Source organism: Thauera phenylacetica B4P (assembly GCF_000310225.1).
Lineage (GTDB): Bacteria > Pseudomonadota > Gammaproteobacteria > Burkholderiales > Rhodocyclaceae > Thauera > Thauera phenylacetica.
In genome coordinates this window covers 1-19624 of sequence record NZ_AMXF01000066.1, presented here as the reverse complement: position 1 = coordinate 19624, position 19624 = coordinate 1, and the positions used below count along the sequence as shown (strand labels likewise).

Annotated in this window: 24 protein-coding genes and 1 pseudogene; 11 read left to right on the top strand and 14 right to left on the bottom strand. The window is 66.6% G+C overall.

Annotated features, from left to right (window positions below; genetic code table 11):
* From C667_RS10575 to C667_RS10565, 3 genes and pseudogenes are all read right to left on the bottom strand, one after another.
* Nucleotides 1-273, bottom strand: a pseudogene (locus C667_RS10575) (peptidase); the annotation flags it as partial.
* Between the two features lie 196 nt (nucleotides 274-469).
* Entirely contained in the window at nucleotides 470-1615 is a 1146-nt protein-coding gene (locus C667_RS10570; protein WP_004362621.1) for a patatin-like phospholipase family protein, read from the bottom strand.
* Nucleotides 1616-1771: 156 nt separating this feature from the next.
* Nucleotides 1772-4045, bottom strand: a complete 2274-nt coding sequence (locus tag C667_RS10565) for an NADP-dependent malic enzyme (RefSeq protein WP_004362619.1) — start codon at nucleotides 4043-4045, stop codon at nucleotides 1772-1774.
* A gap of 388 nt (nucleotides 4046-4433) precedes the next feature.
* On the opposite strand from C667_RS10565, the gene C667_RS10560 reads away from it, so the two are divergent.
* Nucleotides 4434-6281 carry a phosphoenolpyruvate carboxykinase (GTP) gene (locus C667_RS10560; RefSeq protein ID WP_004362617.1) on the top strand — a complete coding sequence of 616 codons (1848 nt, stop codon included), beginning with the start codon at nucleotides 4434-4436 and terminating at the stop codon, nucleotides 6279-6281.
* Nucleotides 6282-6673: 392 nt separating this feature from the next.
* Nucleotides 6674-7849, top strand: a complete 1176-nt coding sequence (locus C667_RS10555) for a pyridoxal phosphate-dependent aminotransferase (protein WP_004362615.1) — start codon at nucleotides 6674-6676, stop codon at nucleotides 7847-7849.
* Between the two features lie 249 nt (nucleotides 7850-8098).
* Here the strand turns inward: C667_RS10555 and C667_RS10550 are convergent, their stop codons facing one another.
* From C667_RS10550 to C667_RS10515, 8 genes are all read right to left on the bottom strand, one after another.
* Nucleotides 8099-9013, bottom strand: coding sequence for a lytic transglycosylase domain-containing protein (locus C667_RS10550; protein ID WP_039921253.1), 915 nt, complete (start codon nucleotides 9011-9013; stop codon nucleotides 8099-8101).
* Nucleotides 9014-9373: 360 nt separating this feature from the next.
* A complete protein-coding gene (gene ampD, locus C667_RS10545) occupies nucleotides 9374-9901 on the bottom strand; it encodes a 1,6-anhydro-N-acetylmuramyl-L-alanine amidase AmpD (RefSeq protein ID WP_004362611.1) in 528 nt (175 codons plus the stop codon).
* Nucleotides 9898-10785, bottom strand: a complete 888-nt coding sequence (locus C667_RS10540; protein ID WP_051174663.1) for a transposase — start codon at nucleotides 10783-10785, stop codon at nucleotides 9898-9900. The genes ampD and C667_RS10540 overlap by 4 nt, the downstream gene beginning before the upstream one ends.
* A gap of 135 nt (nucleotides 10786-10920) precedes the next feature.
* Nucleotides 10921-11298 carry a type II toxin-antitoxin system VapC family toxin gene (locus C667_RS10535; RefSeq protein ID WP_004362607.1) on the bottom strand — a complete coding sequence of 126 codons (378 nt, stop codon included), beginning with the start codon at nucleotides 11296-11298 and terminating at the stop codon, nucleotides 10921-10923.
* A complete protein-coding gene (locus tag C667_RS10530) occupies nucleotides 11298-11537 on the bottom strand; it encodes a type II toxin-antitoxin system Phd/YefM family antitoxin (RefSeq protein ID WP_004362605.1) in 240 nt (79 codons plus the stop codon). The genes C667_RS10535 and C667_RS10530 overlap by 1 nt, the downstream gene beginning before the upstream one ends.
* Nucleotides 11538-11854: 317 nt before the next feature.
* A complete protein-coding gene (locus C667_RS10525; RefSeq protein WP_004362604.1) occupies nucleotides 11855-12961 on the bottom strand; it encodes a porin in 1107 nt (368 codons plus the stop codon).
* Nucleotides 12962-13134: 173 nt separating this feature from the next.
* The gene (locus C667_RS10520) at nucleotides 13135-13536 is read right to left on the bottom strand and encodes a type II toxin-antitoxin system VapC family toxin (protein WP_004362601.1); all 402 of its coding nucleotides are present in this window, start codon (nucleotides 13534-13536) and stop codon (nucleotides 13135-13137) included.
* Nucleotides 13533-13763 (bottom strand): type II toxin-antitoxin system Phd/YefM family antitoxin, encoded by a 231-nt coding sequence (locus tag C667_RS10515; RefSeq protein WP_245538459.1) that lies wholly within the window; start codon nucleotides 13761-13763, stop codon nucleotides 13533-13535. The genes C667_RS10520 and C667_RS10515 overlap by 4 nt, the downstream gene beginning before the upstream one ends.
* Before the next feature lie 150 nt (nucleotides 13764-13913).
* Between C667_RS10515 and C667_RS10510 the strand changes: the two genes are divergently transcribed.
* The 9 genes from C667_RS10510 to C667_RS10470 all read left to right on the top strand — a co-directional run bounded on the left by C667_RS10510 (nucleotide 13914) and on the right by C667_RS10470 (nucleotide 17674).
* Nucleotides 13914-14222 carry a type II toxin-antitoxin system Phd/YefM family antitoxin gene (locus tag C667_RS10510; RefSeq protein ID WP_004362597.1) on the top strand — a complete coding sequence of 103 codons (309 nt, stop codon included), beginning with the start codon at nucleotides 13914-13916 and terminating at the stop codon, nucleotides 14220-14222.
* Entirely contained in the window at nucleotides 14219-14509 is a 291-nt protein-coding gene (locus C667_RS10505) for a type II toxin-antitoxin system RelE/ParE family toxin (RefSeq protein ID WP_004362595.1), read from the top strand. The genes C667_RS10510 and C667_RS10505 overlap by 4 nt, the downstream gene beginning before the upstream one ends.
* A gap of 106 nt (nucleotides 14510-14615) precedes the next feature.
* Entirely contained in the window at nucleotides 14616-14864 is a 249-nt protein-coding gene (locus C667_RS10500) for a type II toxin-antitoxin system Phd/YefM family antitoxin (RefSeq protein ID WP_004362593.1), read from the top strand.
* Entirely contained in the window at nucleotides 14857-15267 is a 411-nt protein-coding gene (locus C667_RS10495; RefSeq protein ID WP_004362591.1) for a putative toxin-antitoxin system toxin component, PIN family, read from the top strand. The genes C667_RS10500 and C667_RS10495 overlap by 8 nt, the downstream gene beginning before the upstream one ends.
* A 138-nt stretch (nucleotides 15268-15405) precedes the next feature.
* Nucleotides 15406-15669 carry an antitoxin gene (locus C667_RS10490; protein WP_004362589.1) on the top strand — a complete coding sequence of 88 codons (264 nt, stop codon included), beginning with the start codon at nucleotides 15406-15408 and terminating at the stop codon, nucleotides 15667-15669.
* Complete coding sequence (locus tag C667_RS10485; protein ID WP_004362587.1) at nucleotides 15666-16085, top strand: type II toxin-antitoxin system VapC family toxin; 420 nt, start codon at nucleotides 15666-15668, stop codon at nucleotides 16083-16085. The genes C667_RS10490 and C667_RS10485 overlap by 4 nt, the downstream gene beginning before the upstream one ends.
* An 86-nt stretch (nucleotides 16086-16171) precedes the next feature.
* On the top strand, nucleotides 16172-17023 hold the full coding sequence (gene rpoH / locus C667_RS10480; RefSeq protein ID WP_004362585.1) for an RNA polymerase sigma factor RpoH: 852 nt from the start codon (nucleotides 16172-16174) through the stop codon (nucleotides 17021-17023).
* A gap of 5 nt (nucleotides 17024-17028) precedes the next feature.
* Nucleotides 17029-17475: a PIN domain-containing protein gene (locus C667_RS10475; protein ID WP_004362583.1), complete on the top strand. Its 447-nt coding sequence runs from the start codon at nucleotides 17029-17031 to the stop codon at nucleotides 17473-17475.
* Complete coding sequence (locus C667_RS10470) at nucleotides 17465-17674, top strand: hypothetical protein (protein ID WP_004362581.1); 210 nt, start codon at nucleotides 17465-17467, stop codon at nucleotides 17672-17674. The genes C667_RS10475 and C667_RS10470 overlap by 11 nt, the downstream gene beginning before the upstream one ends.
* A gap of 48 nt (nucleotides 17675-17722) precedes the next feature.
* On the opposite strand, the gene C667_RS10465 is transcribed toward C667_RS10470, so the two are convergent.
* The 3 genes from C667_RS10465 to C667_RS10455 form a co-directional block, all read right to left on the bottom strand.
* Nucleotides 17723-18325 (bottom strand): SCO family protein, encoded by a 603-nt coding sequence (locus C667_RS10465; RefSeq protein ID WP_004362579.1) that lies wholly within the window; start codon nucleotides 18323-18325, stop codon nucleotides 17723-17725.
* A 145-nt stretch (nucleotides 18326-18470) separates the two neighbouring features.
* On the bottom strand, nucleotides 18471-18962 hold the full coding sequence (locus tag C667_RS10460) for a nuclear transport factor 2 family protein (RefSeq protein ID WP_004362576.1): 492 nt from the start codon (nucleotides 18960-18962) through the stop codon (nucleotides 18471-18473).
* 10 nt (nucleotides 18963-18972) lie between these two features.
* Nucleotides 18973-19624 (bottom strand): SDR family NAD(P)-dependent oxidoreductase (locus tag C667_RS10455; RefSeq protein ID WP_004362574.1); only part of this gene is annotated, 652 nt, incomplete at its 5' end.

Genomic DNA, 19624 nt, shown 5'->3' with positions numbered 1-19624 from the left:
GACCGCCGGCTTGCGCAGGCTCACCCGCATCGCCGGGGCCTTGCCGCGGGCGCTCGCGACCGCGCGCGCCGGGGCCTTCGCGGAGCGGGTGGATCTGGCATCGCGCGTCGCAGCCTTGGCCGCGACCTTCTTCTGCGCGGGCTTGGCCGCAGCCTTGCGCACCGGGGCCTTGGCCGCGGCCTTCTTCGCGGCTGGCTTGGAAACCTTGCTCGTCGCAGCCTTGCCGGATGCCTTCGGGGCTGCGACGGCCATGCCCGATTGCAGCGCGAACATCGCGGCAATCGCGGCGATCAGGGGACGAACTTTCATGATGGCGACGGTACGGAGAACGAGAGGAGTTGAAATCTGAGGAATCTGCTTTGAAAAATAGGCAGATAGGAGATGGATTTCAAGTTGTTTCTAGCTTCGGGGGAGATTCTACCCCCGCGGCGCCATTGCGAGCGAGCCCGGGTGCGCCCGCCGTACCGTTTCAGGAATCGATGCGCAGGAAGCGGCGCAGGTCGCCGGCGCGCGTCATCGCGTCATGATAGCCGAGCTCGATCAACGCGCGCGTAAATCCCGGCTCGAAAAGCAGGTAGGAGAGCAGGGTCGAGCCCTCGCGTCGAAAGGTGCCCAGTCCGCGCAGCACGATGCGCAGCTGCGCCGGCAGGCTGCGGGCATGGCGTGCCGCGATGGTGTCCAGGCGCTGGGAGGGCTGGATCACCAGGCACTCGATCGGACGCAAGGCGATGCCGGCCTCGGCGCGGCGCGCCTCGTCGAGCCGGCTCACCGTGTCGTTGATGCGCGCGAGGCGCTCGAGGTCGACCTCCAGGGTGTCGAGGAAGATGCTCGACAGCGCATGCCCGGCGATCTGCGCCGGCGAGGGGTAGCCGCCGATGGCGCGCATGCGCCCCTCCTCGGCGGTGCGTCCGGCGCCGATCACCAGGATGCGGTCGGCGCCGAGGTGGATCGCCGGGCTCACCGGCGCGAGCTGGCGCATCGAGCCGTCGCCGAAGTACTCGCGGTGGATCTTGACCGCCGGGAACACGAAGGGAAGCGCCGCGCTCGCCATCACGTGGCCGACGTCGAGCTGCGCGCGCACGCCCAGGCGCTGCGCGCGTCGCCAGGGCTGCAGCTCGGGCGCGCCCTGGAAGAAGGCGAGGCTCTCGCCGGAGGAGTAGCCCGAGGCGGTGACGCTGAGCGCGCGCAGGTCGCCGCGGCCGATCGCGGCCTCGATCGACGGGAAGTCGAGCACGCGCTCGAGCAGGCCGCGCAAGGGGGTGTTGTCGAGCAGGGAGCGCGGCGTCTGCCGCAGCAGCCAGCCGCCGAACAGCGCCGCCCCCCAGCGCAGGCCGCTGCCGAAGAGCGTGAGCGGATCGACCCGATACACCTGGTCGACGTGCAGGCTGCGCCAGACACGCTGGATGTGGAGCACCGCGCGGCCGAAGTCTCCGGCATGCACGGCGAGCGCGACCGCGTTGATCGCCCCCGCCGAGGTGCCGCACAGGATGGGGAAAGGGTTGCCGGGGCGCTTGCCGCGCAGCTCGCGGATCGCGACCAGCACGCCGACCTGGTAGGCGGCGCGCGCGCCACCCCCGGTCAGCACCAGCGCCGCCCGCCCCTCGTCCGCGTTCATGCGCCCGCCTCCGCTCATGCGATGGAGTCAGCATCGCGCGGGAGACGACCGCCAGGCAAGGAAGGAATGCGCAGGCGCGAGGCGCATTTCGATTGGCGGTGCCGGGCGCGCCCGCCGGCAGCGGGCGCGCCCGAGCCCCCGATGACGGGGCCTCGATCAGCCCGCCTGCCCGGCCTCCACCACGGTGAGCGCGGTCATGTTGATGATGCGGCGCACCGTGGCCGAGGGCGTGAGGATGTGCACCGGCTTGGCCGCGCCGAGCAGGATCGGCCCCACCGTCATGCCGCTGCCTGCCGCGTTCTTGAGCAGGTTGAAGGCGATGTTGGCCGCGTCCAGGGTCGGGAAGATCAGCAGGTTGGCGTCCTCGCGCATCTTCGCGTTGGGGAAGATCTGCAGGCGGTGGCGGGCGTCGAGCGCCGAGTCGCCGTGCATCTCGCCTTCCACCTGCAGCTCGGGATGGCGCTCGTGCAGCATGCGCAGCGCGGTGCGCATCTTCCCGGCGGTCGGCGAATCGGCCGAGCCGAAGGACGAGTGCGACAGCAGCGCGATGCGCGGCTCGATGCCGAAGCGCTTCATCTCCTCGGCGGCGAGCAGCGTCATCTCGACCACCTGCTCGGGCGTGGGGTCGTAGTTGACATAGGTGTCGGCGAGGAAGAGCGTGCGCCCGGGCAGGCTGAGCAGGTTGACCGTATACAGGTGGTCCACCCCTTCACGGCGGCCGAGCACGTCCTCGACGAACTCGCGGTGCAGGCGGTGCATGCCGTAGGTGCCGCAGATGAGGCCGTCGCCGTAGCCGAACTTGAGCAGCAGCGCGCCGATCAGCGTGGTGCGGCGGCGCACCTCCTTCTTGGCGTACTCGACCGACACCCCCTTGCGCTCCATCAGGCCGTGGTAGTGCTGCCAGAGCTGGTTGAAGCGCGGGTCGGAGTCGGGGTTGACCAGCTCGAAGTCGCGCTCGGCGGCCAGGCGCAGGCCGAAGCGCTCGATGTTCTTGGCCACGACCTCGGGGCGGCCGATGAGGATCGGGCGCGCCAGGCCCTCGTCCACCACCTGCTGCACCGCGCGCAGCACCTTCTCGGATTCGCCCTCGGAGAAGATGACCCGCTTGGGGTTCTTGTGCGCGGCGGCGAACACCGGCTTCATGATCAGGCCGGAGTGCCAGACGAAGTTGTTGAGCTGGCTGCGGTAGGCGTTCCAGTCGGTGATCGGCCGCGTCGCCACGCCCGAGGCCATGCCGGCCTCGGCCACCGCGGGGGCGATCTTGACGATCAGGCGCGGGTCGAAGGGGCGCGGGATGATGTACTCGGGGCCGAAGCCGCCGACCTTCTCGCCGTAGGCGGCGGCGACGATGTCGCTCTGCTCCACGCGCGCGAGCTCGGCGATCGCCTTCACCGCGGCGAGCTGCATCTCGTCGGTGATGGTGGTCGCGCCGACGTCGAGCGCACCGCGGAAGATGAAGGGGAAGCACAGCACGTTGTTGACCTGGTTCGGGTAGTCCGAACGGCCGGTGGCGATCAGCGCGTCGTCACGCACCGCCTTGACCTGCTCGGGCAGGATCTCGGGCGTGGGGTTGGCGAGCGCCAGGATCATCGGGTTGGGCGCCATCTTCGCGACCATCTCCGGCTTGAGCACACCGCCGGCCGAAAGCCCCAGGAACACGTCCGCGCCCTCGATGACCTCGGCGAGCTTCCTCGCGTCGGTCTGCTTGGCGTAGCGCGCCTTGATCGGGTCCATCAGCGCGGTGCGGCCCTCGTAGACCACGCCCTCGAGGTCGGTGACCCAGATGTTCTCGACCGGCACGCCGAGCTTGACCAGCAGGCCGAGGCAGGCGAGCGCCGCGGCGCCGGCGCCGGAGGTCACCAGCTTGACCTTCTTCAGGTCCTTGCCCTGCAGGTGCAGGCCGTTCAGCACCGCGGCGCCGACCACGATCGCGGTGCCGTGCTGGTCGTCATGGAAGACCGGGATCTTCATGCGCTCGCGCAGCTTGGCCTCGATGTAGAAGCACTCGGGCGCCTTGATGTCCTCGAGGTTGATGCCGCCGAAGGTGGGCTCGAGCGCGGCGATCATGTCGATCAGCTTGTCGGCGTCGGGCTCGTCGATCTCGAGGTCGAAGACGTCGATGCCGGCGAACTTCTTGAACAGCACGCCCTTGCCTTCCATGACCGGCTTGGCGGCGAGCGGCCCGATGTTGCCCAGGCCGAGCACGGCGGTGCCGTTGGTGACCACGCCGATGAGGTTGGAGCGCGCGGTGAGCTCGGCGGCCTGCGCCGGGTCCTCGACGATCGCGTCGCAGGCCGCGGCCACGCCGGGCGAGTAGGCCAGCGACAGGTCGCGCTGGTTGGACAGCACCTTGGTGGGCGTCACCGAGATCTTGCCCGGGCGCGGGTAGCGGTGGTAGTCGAGGGCCGCACTGCGGATCAGCTCGTCCATGGTCTTCCTCCTTGGTCTTTTGGGTATGGGACGGGCGCCGTGCCGGCGCGCCGGGCGTCAACGGCGCAAGCATACCGCGGACGCGCTTATTCTCGCATTACGAAAACAAAACTTGCGATGTGAAAAACACGTATACCGCCTCCACGGCAGCCCCTCTCGATAGGCGGACTGCATCACACCGATCGTTACGATCCCGTTCATGGCCGGGGGCCGGGCATGGCATAATTATGGGCTCAACCGCGAACGATCCGCCCCGACGGCGCTCGTAGACGGAAGTCGGTGCGCCCGCCTCGGGCGCCCATGCAGCCCGCCGGCCAGGCAGCCCCTGCAGCAACGATGGCCGACCGACGGGAATGGTTTCGCATCACAGCACGGGAGAGCTGTACACATGTCTCAGAACCACGCCCAGGCGGCGATCGCCGCTGCCCCCGAATACGTCCGCCACGAAGGCCTGAAGAAGTGGGTCGGCGAGATCGCCGCGCTCACCGAGCCCGACCGCGTGGTCTGGTGCGACGGCTCGCAGGAGGAGTACGACCGCCTGTGCGCCGAGATGGTCCAGTCCGGCATGCTGATCAAGCTGAACCCGGAGAAGCGCAAGGACTCCTACCTCGCCTGGTCCGACCCCTCCGACGTCGCCCGCGTCGAGGACCGCACCTTCATCTGCTCGAAGAACAAGGGCGACGCCGGCCCGACCAACAACTGGGAAGACCCGGCGGTGATGCGCGAGACCCTGAACGGCCTGTTCAAGGGTTGCATGCACGGCCGCACCATGTACGTGGTCCCGTTCTCCATGGGTCCGCTCGGCAGCCCGATCGCCCACATCGGCGTCGAGATCTCCGACAGCCCCTACGTCGTCACCAACATGCGCATCATGACCCGCATGGGCCGCGGCGCGATCGAGGTGCTCGGCACCGACGGCGAGTTCGTGCCCTGCGTGCACACCGTGGGCGCCCCGCTCGCCCAGGGCGAGAAGGACAGCCGCTGGCCGTGCAACCCGACCACCAAGTACATCGTGCACTACCCCGAGACGCGCGAGATCTGGTCCTACGGCTCCGGCTACGGCGGCAACGCCCTGCTCGGCAAGAAGTGCTTCGCGCTGCGCATCGCCTCCACCATGGCGCGTGACGAGGGCTGGCTGGCCGAGCACATGCTGATCCTCGGCGTCGAGTCGCCCGACGGCGAGAAGTCCTACGTCGCCGCCGCCTTCCCGTCGGCCTGCGGCAAGACCAACTTCGCCATGCTGATCCCGCCGAAGTCCTTCGACGGCTGGAAGATCACCACCGTCGGCGACGACATCGCCTGGATCAAGCCCGGCCCCGACGGCAAGTTCCGCGCCATCAACCCCGAGTACGGCTACTTCGGCGTCGCCCCCGGCACCTCGGAGAAGACCAACTTCAACGCGATGGCCACGCTGAAGGAGAACATCATCTTCACCAACGTCGCGCTGACCGACGACGGCGACGTGTGGTGGGAAGGCATGACCAAGGAGGCCCCGGCCCACCTGGTCGACTGGCAGGGCAAGGACTGGACCCCGGAGATCGCCAAGGAAACCGGCCGCAAGGCCGCGCACCCGAACGCGCGCTTCACCGCCCCGGCCAGCCAGTGCCCCTCGGTCGACCCGGCCTGGGAAGACCCGGCCGGCGTGCCGATCTCGGCCTTCATCTTCGGCGGCCGCCGCGCCACCACCGTGCCGCTGGTGTACCAGGCCTTCAACTGGAACTTCGGCGTGTACATGGCCTCTACGCTCGGCTCCGAGACCACCGCGGCCGCCTTCGGCGCGCAGGGCGTGGTGCGCCGCGATCCGTTCGCGATGCTGCCCTTCTGCGGCTACCACATGGGCGACTACTTCAACCACTGGCTGCGCATGGGCCACGTGGTCGAGGACACCCCCAAGATCTTCTGCGTGAACTGGTTCCGCATGAACGAGAAGGGCGAGTTCATGTGGCCGGGCTTCGGCGACAACATGCGCGTGCTCAAGTGGATCGTCGATCGCTGCAAGGGCAAGATCGCCGCCAAGGAGACCGCGCTGGGCTGGATGCCGCGCTTCGAGGATCTCGACTGGAACGGCGCCGACGTCAGCCGCGAGGAGTTCGAGGCGCTCACCAAGGTCGACGCCGACGCCTGGCGCGCCGAGCTGAACTCGCACAAGGAGTGGTTCGACAAGTTGCAGGACCGCCTGCCGCGCCAGCTGGTGCTCAAGCGCGAACTGTTCGAACTGGCGCTGAACGCCGACTGAGGCCGCCTCACGTAGGAGCATCGGCAGGCGCGAGCGTTTCGCGCGACCTTGGCTTGGTCGCAGAACGCAACGCTGCATTCGCGGCTGCCGCCGCTCCTACACGAACACCATCACCGCCGTGAGCATCCCACGTGGAAATTTCGTCGTCGGGCGAGCATCCCACGTGGAAACTTCGTCGTCGGGCGATAATCCGACGTGAAAATTTCGTCGCCGCGGCGGACCTCCATGTAGGAGCGCCGGCAGGCGCGAACCGGGCGGTGCGGCGGACGACGAACGTCGCTGGAGACCAAAGGCCATGTTCGCGGCTGCCGGGACTCCACATGGACACACGACCGACGCAAAAAGCGCCCCACGGCGCTTTTTGCTTTTTCCGCACAGCAGAAAATCCCACCATGCACCGATCACGCCGCCTCGACGACATCCAGCCCTTCCACGTCATGGAGCTGCTGCGCCGCGCGCGCGAGCTCGAGGCGCAGGGGCGCGACATCATCCACATGGAGGTCGGCGAGCCCGACTTCGGCACCCCGGCGCCGGTGGTCGAGGCCGCCACCCGCTTCCTCGCCGGCGGCGACGTGCATTACACCCCCGCGCTCGGCCTGCCGGCGCTGCGCGAGGCGATCGCGCGCTTCTACCACGACCGCTTCGGCGCCGACGTCGCGCCCGAGCGCATCGTCGTCACCGCCGGCGCCTCGGGCGCGCTGATGCTGGCGCTCGCCGCCACCACCGACCCGGGCGACGAGTGGCTGCTGCCCGACCCCGGCTATCCGTCCAACCGCCACCTGGTCCGGGCCTTCGAGGGGGTCGCGCGCGCGCTGGCGGTCGATGCCGCAAGCCGCTATCAGCCCCGGCCGGGGCAGGTCGACGCGGCCTGGGGCGAGCGCACCCGCGGGCTGATGGTGGCGACGCCATCCAACCCCACCGGCACGCTGCTGTCGGTCGCGGAGATCGCCGCGCTGCACCGCAGCACCCGCGCGCGCGGCGGCGTGCTGCTGGTCGACGAGATCTACCAGGGGCTGAGCTACGGCGTGGAGTCGGCCACGGCGCTCGCCGACCCGGTGCTGAACGCGGCCGACGACGCCTTCGTGGTGAACAGCTTCTCGAAATACTTCGGCATGACCGGCTGGCGGCTCGGCTGGCTGGTGGCGCCACAGGGCTTCGTGCGCGAGCTGGAGAAGCTCGCCCAGCACTTCTTCATTTCGCCCTCGACGCCAGCGCAGCACGCCGCGCTCGCAGCCTTCGCGCCGGCGACGATCGCGATCCTGGAGGAGCGTCGCCACGAGTTCGCCCAGCGCCGCGACGTGCTGCTGCCGGCGCTGCGCGAGCTCGGCTTCGGCGTCGCCGCCGAGCCGCAGGGCGCGTTCTACGTGTATGCGGACGTGTCGGCGCTGGCCGACGACTCGGAAGCGCTCGCGCGCCGGATGATCGAGGAGGCCGGCGTGGCCGCCACACCCGGGCTGGACTTCGGCCACCACCTGCCGCGGCGCCACCTGCGCATCGCCTACACCACGCGCAGCGAAAGGCTGCTCGAGGCGGCGGAACGGATCCGCGCGCTCGGGCTGGGGCGCTGAGCCGACGCCCGGATGGAGTGCCACGGCGATCGAGGGCGGTCGGGGGCTCGCGCGACGGAGCCTGGACGGCCGTAGTCGCGGCTGCCGCCGCTCCTACAGGGGACGGAATGGCGACGGTTTATGTAGGAGCGCCGGCAGGCGCGAATGCGGCGGAGTAGCCGCTCCAGGGCATGGTCTCCGCCCCACGCGGGCGCAGGCGCGGCATCCGCCGCGACCAAGGCCCGCGGGGACGCCGACTCACGCCGAGGTTCAGCTCGCCTGCTCGGGGGCACGACCGCTGTCGCGGCCGGCGATCAGCATCAGGCGCTTCTTCAGCGCCATCACCTTGCGGGGATAACGCGCCTTCGAGTCCTTGAGCGAGCCGTTGTAGTACTGCAGCGCGCGCTGCATGGTGCCGTAGCGCTGCAGGCCCTCCTGCAGCACCAGGGTGCCGACGCGGACATTGGTCTCGGGGTCGAACAGGACGTTACGGCCACGATTGGGGCCGATCTTGTCCTTGTGGTAGCGCGGGATCACCTGCATCAGCCCGAGCGCGCCCATGTTGCTGACCGCGCGGTGGTTGAAGCTCGACTCCACCGCCATGATCGCGACGATCAGCAGCGGGTCGAAGCCGAGCTCCTCGGCATGCGTCTCGGCCGCAGCCAGCGCGGGCTCGATCGCCTCCTCGGAGACGCGATAGGTATCGGCGATCCAGTCGCGTACCCGCGCCATCTCGTCCGAGAGCGCGCCCTCTTCTTCGTCGAAGGGGTTGTCCACGAGGGCGGCGATGTCGCGCAGCGCCGGCTGGTGGAACACCGGCGGGACCGGCTCCGCCACGACACGGGCGAGATTGCGCTCGACCAGCCCCGGCGCAGCCACCGGCAGGCTTTCGTGCAGGCGCGTCGAGGCCGCCAGCGAAGGTACGGCCGCCGCGAAGGACGGCGCGACCTCTTCAACCCGGCGCGGCGCGAAGGAAAGCACCGAGGCCATGGCCAGTTCGGACGCGGTGGGCTCGGCCTGCTGGCTGAGGACGTCGCCGTAGCGAACATCCATTGCGCCACCGCTCTGTGTGCCGAGCCAGCCCATGCCCATGAGACTTACGGAAAGAACCGCACCGTGCGCCAGGCTGCGCGCAGCGCCGCCCGCTTGACGCGCGAGCGCCTTGAATCGAGTTGCGTGTTTCATGGTGTCCTCCATGCTGTGGCCTGAGCCCCACCGTGGACGAGCCCTGTGGTGGGGGCCGCCCGGCGCCGCCCTGTGGGGCAGCGTCCGCGTCGCTCGGCGGGTAGGCCGGCACGACGGGCAGGAGTACTCGGTCGCCAGTAGGTGTTAAGACCCTTCGCCGCAACCAGACGACGGGCCCCGCGGTGCGTGCGTCCATGAAACTGCGTCTCACCTTGCGGGAGGCGCCGCACCGAGATCGGATTGGGAATGTTGCAATGCAACAGGAACCGGATTGTATTCGCTCACAAGGTTTATTGTCAAAACCTGACAGCCCCGTCGCAACAGCAAGAAACACTTGAATTCACGGGAAGTTTTGATCGATCAGCAGCTTGCGCGGCGCTGTTCGCACATCACATCAAGGCGTTTCCAGTCGAAAAAAGGGCCCGGATCGGTCTTGCGGCCGGGCGCGATGTCGGAATGCCCGACCACCGCCTCGATCGGATAGCGCCGCTCCAGCTCGACGATCAGCGCCGCCAGGCGCTCGTACTGCGCGGGCTCGAAGGGCATCGTGTCGCAGCCCTCGAGCTCGATGCCGATGGAAAAATCATTGCAGCGCTCGCGTCCGTTCCAGCACGACACGCCGGCATGCCAGGCGCGGCGACCGGGGTCGACGAAGCACAGCAGCTGGCCGTCGCGGCGGATGAAGTAGTGGGCGGAGACGCGCAGGTGCTGGATGGTCGCGTAGTAGGGGTGGGCTTGCGGATCCAGGGTGTTGGTGAACAGTTGCTCGACGCCGGGACCACCGAACTGGTCGGGGGGCAGACTGATGGCGTGGACGACGATCAGGCGGACGGGCTCTCCTGCGGGGCGCTCGTCGTGGTTGGGGGACAGCGGGGTCAGGTCTTTCATTTACTCATTTGCTCGCTTGCATTCCCGGCGCCGGGAGGCTGGCGCGCCTTCCGGTCCTTGGCGACGATCCGGCTGATCGAACTGTAGTGGAGGCCGAAGAACTGGGCGAGCTGCGCGAGGGTGAAGGCACCGGAGGCCGCGGCCTCGGCGATGGCCGCATCGCGCGACGCACTGCGCTCCACATACGCCTGCAAGGACATGCCCTGCGGCCGGCGCTGCAGCCGCGGCACTTCGTCGAGGCGCCCGTCGTCCGGCACCTTGTGCGCCATCTCGTCGGCGAATGCCCCGCTGCCCAGATAGATCTGCGCATTGAGGCGTTCCCAGATCGGCGGCAGGCCGACGCCCGCGCGGACGAAGTCTTCGTATCGACGCACGGCAGCCGTCCGCTCCGAGCCGAACTGCCCCAGCACCCAGTCCGTCTCCAGCCAGGACGGCGGATCGACCAGCCCCATCAGTGCGCGATGGCTACTCCAGGGCCACTCGCGCGCATCGCCACAGAGCCCCGCCCGCACGGGGTTGAGCACCACATAGCGCGCGAGCTCCACGAGGTAGACGTCGGCTTCGACCAGGATCGCCTTGTAGCGCCCCTGGAAGACGTGCCCGACACGAGCGTGGCGTCGATTCGCGGCCTGGGTGTACACCCCGTTCAGCTGTCTCATGCCCCGGGAGAGGTTCGCCTCGGCGGTCTCCACGACCAGGTGGTAGTGGTTGCCCATCTGGCACCACGCGTGACAACGCCAGTTGAACCGATCGCAGACCTCGCCGAAGAGTTCCAGCCACAACAGGCGATCGACGTCGTCGGCATAGATCGGCTCGCGACGGTCACCACGCGAAGTCAGGTGGTACACCCCTCCGGCAAGCTCGATCCGCAATGGCCGCGCCATGATCCTCTCCCAGGGCAGGAACAGCCCTGATTATCCCGAATGGATAATCGAAAAGGCAAGGCCAAAGGAAGAGCACTCGGCCACGGCAGAGGCGAATGAGCAAATGAAAGACCTGACCCTAGGGGTCCCCTACGCCTACGGCCGGAACACCTCTATGCAGAGCTGCTCCACATGGCGATAGTGACGATCGTTTGCCGTCAGCAGATCGAGCCCGCGCTCGAGCGCCGTTGCTGCAATCAAGGCATCCGCCATCTGCATGGAATGGGAAAGCGCGAATTGCTCGCAAAGGAAGCATGCACGCGCGGAGATGGCCTCATCGACCTGTACCACCCTCGCCGACCAGAAGCTCAGGGCCTGCCGAAGCGCGCGCAACTCCGACTTGTCACGCACTCCCTGGACAAGCTCCATGTACGTCGCCGCCGACAACAGAAATCCTTGCATCGCATCCAGCCGATCCGCTGCACGCGCGTTGCCTCGCAGGTTCCAGATCAGCACGTCCGTATCCACGAGCATCACGGCAGCACTCTCGGCTGTCGCAGCCTGCGCACGTCATCGTCTACCGTGCCCTGCCGATCCGCCCACAGACCAAACGCAGGATTGCGCTCGGCATGCGCCCGGGCACGGGTCTCTTCGCACCGCATCAACACCGCCCGTACCTGCCCCCGGCTGGTGATGGTCACCCGCTCACCACGATCCGCTGCCGCAAGCACCTCTGCCGTGTGCAAGCGCAAATCCCTGATGGTCGCTTCCATGACGAGCTCCGTTTCACAAGCCTGTGAACATTACATCACAAAGCCACCGACGGGAGGCAAATGAGCAAATGAAAGACCTGACCCCGAGCCCCTCCCAACGAGCCCCTCCCAATGAAAGACCTGACCCCGAGCCCCTCCCGAATGAAAGACCTGACCCTGGGGTTTCTCGGGAGGGAAATGAGCAAATGAAAGACCTGACCCTGGGGTTTCTCACTGGGGTTTCTCAATGAAAGACCTGACCCTGGGGTTTCTTAGCCGTACACGAAGAAACGGGCCCGAAGGCCCGTTTTGCGATTCAAACCTGTCGAGAAGACAGATTAGAAGGAGTGACGCACGCCAACCTGGAAGCCTTCCTGGTAGCCTTGACCGCTGTAGGAAGCGTCGCCCAGCGACTTGTTGAGGCCCGTGTTTGCGACGCCGCCGCTGTTCGACACGTCGGCATAGACGGCATACAGACCAGTACGCTTCGACAGAGCGTGGTTGTAACCAATGGACCACATCTCGGCATCGGCACCGTTCGCACCAGTGGCGTCGTTCTCAGCCTGACCATAGCCGGCCAGCACCTTGCCAGCGGCACCGACAGGAACCGTAATGCCAACGAACCACTGCTGGATATCGGTGGCAACGCCGGCAACGGTATCGTCATCTTCACGCGTACCGTACATACCAGCCAGCTTCACAACACCGAAGTCGTAAGAGCCACCGATATCAAAGACCTTCGTCTTGTTATCGGAAATCTTGGCAGCCTCAACTTCGTGATAGTTCAGAGCAACAGTCAGAGGACCATTCGTGTACATCGGGTTGATCACCCAAGCGCGCACGTCACCGACGTTACCGGCAGCTTCGTTGCCAACGGAGGCGCCGCCAGCCACATCGTTACCGAAGCTACCACCCGACTGATTTTCACCGACATCGGTCGAGTAACCGAGGGTCACGCTCAGACCGGAGAAGCTCGGGGAAATGTAGGCAACGGCGTTGTTCAGGCGAACTTCCTTCGTGGCGATGTTGGACATCTGACCAACGGTGCCGTTACTAAACGGATCAAACCTGAAGTACATGCTGTCTTGCGGAGAGTACATACGACCCACAGCAACGGTACCGAAACCACCCGACAGCGAGAGATAGGACTGGCGCGAGGCCAAGCCGTCAGAACGACCGGTGCCGCTGTCAGCGAAAAAGCCTTGCTCGACCACGAAGCCAGCCTTCAGACCGTTGCCCAGATCTTCAGTACCCTTGAAGCCAATGCGGTTACCGGCGGCCATACCCGAATCGATAGCCGACTTGCTGCCGACGGTGCTGACGATGTTGTCGGTGCGGTAAGCAAAGCCCATGTCCACCAGACCATAAATGGTCACGTTCGACTGAGCGAAGGCCGGGGCCGAAACGAGGCCGGCGATGGCCAGCGCGATCAGTTTCTTTTGCATATGTTTCTCCTCAAATTTGAAGTTGAGACCTTGGCACCTGCCTTGGCCCTACTCACCTCTCTGGCGAGAAGTTGGAGCGATTCTGCAAACCTGCCGCCGGCCTTGCAAGCATGACAACGCGAAAACGCGACATTCCGGGCTTTGGTGTTGCGGACGTGCAACAGAACGCCTGATCAGCGCCGCGCATCGAGCCGCGGCAGACCCGCATTCCATGCCAACAGCTTCTCGTCCGCCGTCACCAGTGTCGCGTTGCGCACGCCTGCGGTGGCAGCGATGAAGCGGTCTGCCGGGTCGCGATGCAGATCCGCGAACCCTGCCGCTACCAGCACGATGCGTCCATCGAGCGCGATCTCGACCAGCCCCGCGCCCAGCAGGCCTGCCCGCCAGCTTTCGACAGCAAGCGGCAGGACGATGCGCCCCTTGTCCGCAAGCATTGCGCATTCCCAGAAGCTGATCGCGCTCACCGCGACCTCGCCCGCGCGCCAGGCCTGCTCGATGCACGCACGCGCCTGCGGGCCGAGCGCGGAATCGTCGGCATCCATCCAGATGAGCACATGCGTGTCGAGGACGATCACGACAAGGCCTCCCAGTCCTCGTCGGCGACCGGCGACACGATGTCGCCCAGGATGCGCACGCCCGGGTGCAGCCCGAAAGGCGACGATACACGCGCGCCCTGATAAGGATGCAGCTCGGCAACCGGCTTGCCGTTCTTCGTGACGACAAGGATCTCGCCCGAGGCCGCCACCTGGTCCATCAGGGCGAGGCAGCGAGCCTTGAATTCGGAGGCCTGGATGGTTTGCATGGTCGTACTCCCTGGATAGTCGATGACCATGATCATGACCATGGTTGCACATGAGATCAAGCCCAATCCACCATCCCAGACACAGACGCTTGCCGCGCCGCCTAAAGTAGCTACTATGGATCTATCTCGACCCTACTCAGGACACTGATCATGAAAGTCATGACCGCACGCGAAGCAAAGAACCGGTTCGGCGAATTCCTCGATGCATCGCGCCGGGAGCCGGTCGTCATCACCAAGAACGATCGCCCCGTCGGCATCATGGTGTCGATCGAGGACGCAGCAGACACGCTGTTGCCCGAATTCCTGCTCGACAAGACACCCGGTTACGACGGCTGGCTCTTCGAGAAGGTCACGGCGACGCTCGAGCGCCTGGATGCGGGCCAAACCACGCTACATGCCCACGACGAAGCCATGGCCCTGCTGCGCGAGCGTGTGGCGGCGCGGAATCGTCGTGCATGAACATCCTCTGGACTGACGAGGCGCTGGACGACCTTGAGGAGATCCTTGTTTATTACCACTCGGAGGCAGGCCCCCTGACTGCGGAAGCCGTCCATTCGCGCATCGTTGCCGAGATCGAAGCCTTGCGCGTCTTCCCCGAGCGTATTCGGGCAAGTACGCGAATCCCGGGGGCACGTGAGCTCGTCGTTCGCCGACTGCCCTATGTTGCCTTCGTGAAAGTGACGGATGACTCGGTGATCGTGCTCAACGTGGTTCATACCGCACGGGAGTTTCCGTCGCGGCGCTGACGTGCTTGGCCAAGCCCGCCGGCAGCACGCCCGCAGCTCGGCAATTGCGTACATTTTGTACAAAACATACAGTCCAATCTCACCAAAACGAACAGGAGTCGCCACCATGCGCACCGTCTCCGCCACCGAGGCAAAACAAGGACTGGCTGGCGTACTCGACCTGGCCGCACACGAACCCGTCGTGATCCGCCGCCAGAAGCGCGATGTCGCGGTCGTTCTGTCGATGAAGGAGTACGAGCGCCTCACGCGGCTCAACGTCGCCGAGTTCCAGCGCTTTTGCGACGCAGTCGGCGAGAAAGCCGCAGCGGCGGGACTGACCGAGGACAAAGTCGCCGAATTGCTCGCCGATGACTGAATTCCTGCGCTTCGTCGTCGACACGAACGTACTCGTCAGCCGCCTTTTGGCGCCGCGCAGCACCGCCGCCAAGGCGGTCGACCGGGCGCTCGCCCAAGGCAACCTGCTCGGCTCGGAAGAAACCCTGGCCGAGCTCGTCGAGGTGCTGGCACGGCCCAAGTTCGACCCGTATGTATCTCGAGAAGGCCGGCGCGAGTTCATCCGTCTGCTCGGCGGCGTCATGCAGGTCGTGCCGATCATTCGCAGGGTGGCGGCCTGCCGCGATCCGCGCGACGACAAATTCCTGGATGTGGCGCTTGCAGGCGAAGCGGCGGCGATCATCAGTGAAGACAAGGATCTGCTTGTGCTGAACCCATGGCACGGCATTGCCATCCTGACGCCAGCAGCGTTCATCGTGCGTTGAATGAAGAGGGCAGCGCAGAAGGCAGGTCAGCTTACGGGTTCGAGGCGCAGCCCGCCCACGGGAAACAAGTGGATATTTGCCCTGTTGCTACGCGAGCACTAAAATACACACGCCAGCGTATTTACAAGAGGTGATGCCATGGAAACACTGCCCAGCCGCGTCTTCAACAACGGCAACAGCCAGGCGGTCCGTATTCCGGCGGAGTTCCGCCTCGACACCGACCGCGTCAGCATCACGCGCAACGACGCGGGCGACCTGGTGATCCACCCCTTGCGCGTGCAGCGTGGCACCGCCCTGATGCAGGCCCTGAAAGCGCTGGGCGAAGTGGACGACGACTTCGTCGCCGCGCTCGAGGCCGGGCAGGCAGCGCCGCTGCCGGTGCAGGAGCGCGAGGCGCTGTGATCTACCTGCTCGACACCAATACCCTGATCTACCTGATCAAGAACCAGCCGCCCGGCATCGCGCAGCGCATCGACGCACTCCCCGAGAGCGACACCCTGTGCATGTCTTTCGTGACCTGGGCCGAGTTGCTGAAGGGCGCCGAGCGCAGCACTCACAAGACGGAGGTGCTGCGGCGGCTGAACGCCCTGGCACGCGAGGTACCGGTGCGCTATCCCACCGTCCCCGCCATCTGCCGGCATTACGCAGAACAGGCCATCCGCCTGAAGGAGGCAGGCACGCCGATCGGCGCGAACGACCTGTGGATCGCCTGCCATGCGCTGGCCGAAGACGCCACCCTGGTCACCCACAATACGCGCGAGTTCAGGCGCATTGCGGGTTTGCGCGTCGAGGACTGGGTGTCCGCCGAAAAAGACTGAAGAAGGCTGCCCCCGGAACTCCCGCCGCCCCTTAGCACTCTCACGCCCAGAGTGCTAAAATTGATGCGCAAGGAGGACCCCAGCCCATGTCACAAGCCCTGACCTTCCCCGTTCCCGCCGCCGGCAGCCTGGATCAGTACATCCAGAGCGTGAATCGCATGCCCATTCTGAGCGAGCAGCAGGAGGTGGAGCTGGCGACGCGGCTGCGCGACGAGGGTGACGTGGATGCGGCACGGCAGCTGGTGATGTCGCACCTGCGCGTCGTCGTGGCGATCGCGCGCGGCTACCTCGGCTACGGCCTGCCCCACGCCGACCTGATCCAGGAAGGCAACATCGGCCTGATGAAGGCGGTCAAGCGCTTCGACCCCACGCGCGGCGTGCGCCTGGTGTCGTTCGCGATCCACTGGATCAAGGCCGAGATCCATGAATACATCCTGAAGAACTGGCGCCTGGTGAAGATCGCCACCACCAAGGCGCAGCGCAAGCTGTTCTTCAATCTGCGCGGCATGAAGAAGGACAGCACCACGCTGCAGCCTGCCGAGGTGCGCTCGATCGCCACCCAGCTGGGCGTGAAGCCCGAGGAAGTGGTGGAGATGGAGACGCGGCTCACCGGCCGCGACATCCCGCTAGACGCCGGCAGCGACGACGAGGACGAGCGCTTCGCCCCCATCGCCTACCTGCCCGACCCGCACGCCGAGCCCTCCGAACAGGTCGAGCAGGCCCAGCTCGCCCGCCTGCAGGACAGCGGCCTGCGCGACGCGCTCGCCAGCCTCGACGAGCGCAGCCGCGCGATCGTGCAGCGGCGCTGGCTCGCCGAAGGCGACAGCGCCACGCTGCACGAACTGGCGGCGGAATACGGCGTGTCGGCCGAGCGCATCCGCCAGATCGAGGCCAAGGCGATGCAGAAGATGCGGGGGATGCTGGCCGCGGTGGCTTGAAGCTGATGCGCCTCTATCTGGATGTCTGTTGCTTCAACAGGCCGTTTGACGACCAGGCGCAGACGCGGATTCGACTCGAAACCGAATCGAAGCTCGTTCTGCAAGATCTTGTCCGGACAGGCAGGCACGCGCTTGTCTGGTCCTACATCATGGATTTCGAGGTTGCGAACAACCCATTCGAGGAGCGCATTCGCCACATCCTCGAATGGAGGAAGCTGGCGTCCGAGGTCATTCATGAATGCGACGCGGTGCTCGAAGTCGCCAAGTGCCTGGTTTCCGATGGAGTCAGTGCTTATGATGCTCTGCATGTAGGCTGCGCGGTGGCGGGACGATGTGATGTATTCGTCAGCACCGACGACAGGCTCCTGAGAAAAGTGGAACGTACTGGCTTGATCGAGGCGCTGACTCCAGGCCCGGCACTTGCATTCGCGGAGAAATGGTATGAGAACTGACGCGGAAATCCGTCGGACCGGGCTGGATGCGCTGGTCAAGGCGCTTGGCCCGGTGGAGGCCGAACGCTTCATCGCGTCGATCTCTCGCGACCGCTTCGACTACACCGAATGGCGCCAGCATGGGCTCCCTCGTGCAGACTTGAGCGTACTGAGCGCTCAGGCGGAGAATTTCTCACGCTCGCTGACAGACGGTGCGTGAAACGAACTCGGCCAAGCACTCAGAGCGAACTCGCTTTTTCAGCTTGCCTCACTTCCCCGCCAGCAGCGCCTTGATGTCCGCCACCACCACCTGCGGGTCCTCGGCGTGCTTGACGTACAGGCGCGGGCGGCCGTCAGGGCCGAAGACGTAGGTGCCGGCGGTGTGGTCGATGGTGTAGTGGCCGGCGAGGTCGCCGCTCTTGCGGTAGAAGACACGGAACTCCTTCGCCACCTCGGCGATCTTCTCGGGTGTGCCATACAGGCCGAGGAAGCGCGCGTCGAATGCCGGCACGTACTGCGCGAGCAGCTCGGGCGTGTCGCGCTCGGGATCGACGGTGACGAAGATCACCTGCACGCGGTCCGCGTCGGGGCCGAGCGCCTGCATTACCGTGCTCATGCCCGACAGCGCGGTGGGGCACACGTCCGGGCATTGCGTATAACCGAAGAAGATCGTGACCACCTTGCCCTTGAAGTCGGCGAGCGTGCGCTCCTGGCCGTGGTGGTCGGTGAGGCGCAGCGTCCTGCCGTAGCTGGTGCCGGAGATGTCGGTGCTCTTGAAGACCGGCTCGGCAGGCGTGCAGCCGGCGAGCAGGCCGAGGGCGAGCAGCGGGGCGGCGACGAGGCGGGAGATCGCTTTACGACGTGAAGACATGGGGCGTACCTGTGTTTCGGTTCCATCAACACCCGATGATAGTCCCCTTGCCCCGCTCGGGTCAGCCGGATGTGCGACGGAGCGCCTCATCGATCCTGGGGGAACACCCGCGACGCCAAACTGAGGTGCAGCGCTCGTCGCACGCTCATCGAGGCGGATCGGTGGCACGCAAGCGCCGCCTGATCGCGCGCATCAGCCCGCCGAGCAGCGGCAGCTTCTCGTACAGTTCCTCGGCGGCGTCCCAGTAGTCGCGGTGCAGCGTCACCTGGCCGTCGGCGTCGAAGCGCAGGTGCGTGACGCCGCGCACCGTCAGTGCGCGACCACGCAGCGCGAAGCGGAACGTCCAGCCCAGCATCGCCTGCCCGCCCTGCTCGATGCAGTCGGTGACCTCGAAGCGCGGCGCCTCGGTGGTGGCGAACATGTGCGCGAAGATGCGGCGGATGGCGGCGATGCCGACGACCTCGTTGAAGGGGTCCTTGAAGCGGGCGTCGGGCGCGTAGAGCTGGCCGAGCCCGTCCAGCGCGGCGGGGGTGAGCGTCTCGTAGAAGCGCGCCAGGCGCAGGGCGGGCGATTGCCGTGCGGGCTCCGGCGTCGAGCCGGCTGCAGGAAGGGGCTCCGGAAGCTTCGGGTCGGTCATGGCGGCAAGCCTACAGGCCGGTGGCGCGGCGGATCAGCGCGAAGTAGAGGCGGCGCGGCAGCAGCTGCAGGAGCTTGAGCACGCGCGTGAAGCGCTTCGGAAAGTGGATCTCGAAGTCGCCGCGCGCGAAGCCGTCGACGATCGCATCGGCCGCCTGCGCCGGAGTCTGCAGCGCGGGCATGGCGAAGTCGTTCTGCGCGGTGAGCGGGGTGGCGACGAAGCCGGGATCGATCAGGAACACGCCGATGCCGCGCGGCGACAGGTCGAGGTGGAGGACTTCGGCGAAGTTGATCAGCGCCGCCTTGGAGGGGCCGTACACCGTCGCCTTGGGCAGCCCGCCGTAGCCGGCGACGCTGCCCACCAGGGCGATCGCGCCCTCGCCTTGCGCGAGCAGGGTCGGCAGGACCGCCGCGGTGGCGCTCATGGTGCCGACGAGGTTGGTCTCCAGGGTCTCGCGCACGGCCTGCGCGCTCAGCTCCCAGGCACGCAGCGGGCGATAGCTGCCAGCGTTGAAGACGACGAGGTCGATGCCGCCCCAGGCTGCGAGCAGCTGGTCGCGCGCGCGCTCGAGCTCGTCCGTGCGGGAGAGGTCGAGCGCCAGCGCGCGCGCGGGAGCGGGCGAATCGGCGCGGCGCACGGGCTCGCCGGCCGCGTTCGCGGGC

Excerpts from the sequence above, each read along its gene's own strand:
- C667_RS10570 (WP_004362621.1), bottom strand. The coding sequence starts at position 1,615 with ATGAACGCGGACGAGGGGCGGGCGGCGCTGGTGCTGACCGGGGGTGGC.
- C667_RS10475 (WP_004362583.1), top strand. The coding sequence starts at position 17,029 with ATGCGCCTCTATCTGGATGTCTGTTGCTTCAACAGGCCGTTTGACGAC.
- C667_RS10505 (WP_004362595.1), top strand. The coding sequence starts at position 14,219 with ATGAACATCCTCTGGACTGACGAGGCGCTGGACGACCTTGAGGAGATC.
- C667_RS10490 (WP_004362589.1), top strand. The coding sequence starts at position 15,406 with ATGGAAACACTGCCCAGCCGCGTCTTCAACAACGGCAACAGCCAGGCG.
- C667_RS10510 (WP_004362597.1), top strand. The coding sequence starts at position 13,914 with ATGAAAGTCATGACCGCACGCGAAGCAAAGAACCGGTTCGGCGAATTC.
- ampD (WP_004362611.1), bottom strand. The coding sequence starts at position 9,901 with ATGAAAGACCTGACCCCGCTGTCCCCCAACCACGACGAGCGCCCCGCA.
- C667_RS10515 (WP_245538459.1), bottom strand. The coding sequence starts at position 13,763 with ATGCAAACCATCCAGGCCTCCGAATTCAAGGCTCGCTGCCTCGCCCTG.
- C667_RS10495 (WP_004362591.1), top strand. The coding sequence starts at position 14,857 with ATGACTGAATTCCTGCGCTTCGTCGTCGACACGAACGTACTCGTCAGC.
- C667_RS10460 (WP_004362576.1), bottom strand. The coding sequence starts at position 18,962 with ATGACCGACCCGAAGCTTCCGGAGCCCCTTCCTGCAGCCGGCTCGACG.
- C667_RS10530 (WP_004362605.1), bottom strand. The coding sequence starts at position 11,537 with ATGGAAGCGACCATCAGGGATTTGCGCTTGCACACGGCAGAGGTGCTT.
- rpoH (WP_004362585.1), top strand. The coding sequence starts at position 16,172 with ATGTCACAAGCCCTGACCTTCCCCGTTCCCGCCGCCGGCAGCCTGGAT.
- C667_RS10555 (WP_004362615.1), top strand. The coding sequence starts at position 6,674 with ATGCACCGATCACGCCGCCTCGACGACATCCAGCCCTTCCACGTCATG.
- C667_RS10525 (WP_004362604.1), bottom strand. The coding sequence starts at position 12,961 with ATGCAAAAGAAACTGATCGCGCTGGCCATCGCCGGCCTCGTTTCGGCC.
- C667_RS10565 (WP_004362619.1), bottom strand. The coding sequence starts at position 4,045 with ATGGACGAGCTGATCCGCAGTGCGGCCCTCGACTACCACCGCTACCCG.
- C667_RS10465 (WP_004362579.1), bottom strand. The coding sequence starts at position 18,325 with ATGTCTTCACGTCGTAAAGCGATCTCCCGCCTCGTCGCCGCCCCGCTG.
- C667_RS10560 (WP_004362617.1), top strand. The coding sequence starts at position 4,434 with ATGTCTCAGAACCACGCCCAGGCGGCGATCGCCGCTGCCCCCGAATAC.
- C667_RS10535 (WP_004362607.1), bottom strand. The coding sequence starts at position 11,298 with ATGCTCGTGGATACGGACGTGCTGATCTGGAACCTGCGAGGCAACGCG.
- C667_RS10500 (WP_004362593.1), top strand. The coding sequence starts at position 14,616 with ATGCGCACCGTCTCCGCCACCGAGGCAAAACAAGGACTGGCTGGCGTA.
- C667_RS10550 (WP_039921253.1), bottom strand. The coding sequence starts at position 9,013 with ATGAAACACGCAACTCGATTCAAGGCGCTCGCGCGTCAAGCGGGCGGC.
- C667_RS10470 (WP_004362581.1), top strand. The coding sequence starts at position 17,465 with ATGAGAACTGACGCGGAAATCCGTCGGACCGGGCTGGATGCGCTGGTC.
- C667_RS10540 (WP_051174663.1), bottom strand. The coding sequence starts at position 10,785 with ATGGCGCGGCCATTGCGGATCGAGCTTGCCGGAGGGGTGTACCACCTG.